A 291-nucleotide genomic window follows, 5' to 3' on the forward strand; every position below is an offset into this window, starting at 1 on the left:
TAGTATTGAAGGGTGACACTTAAGTTCCCTCCAGTGATCTCTGTACGTTTGCTGGTGAGATCAAATCGCTCGATCTCATCATTAGGTCCTGTGATCTCTTCCGAGTCACATAGTTCTAAAGGTGTTGGAGCCGTTAGTACGGGTGGAAGGTTTACTTGCAATTCAAAAGTAGTCTCTGCCGTACACATCGTATTGCTATCGGTCACCACCACATAGATCGTTTGGGGATTGCTCTGATTTGGATACGCCGTAGGGTTGGTAATGGCAATGCTCTGGGAAGGGTCATCGTCA

General features: G+C 46.7%; 1 protein-coding gene. It reads right to left on the bottom strand.

The window, feature by feature from the left end:
• On the bottom strand, nucleotides 1–291 hold a 291-nt coding region (locus ULVI_RS15510; RefSeq protein ID WP_197463469.1), incomplete at both ends, for a hypothetical protein.

Origin of the sequence: Cochleicola gelatinilyticus (assembly GCF_001637325.1) — a bacterium.
Taxonomy (GTDB): Bacteria; Bacteroidota; Bacteroidia; order Flavobacteriales; family Flavobacteriaceae; genus Cochleicola; species Cochleicola gelatinilyticus.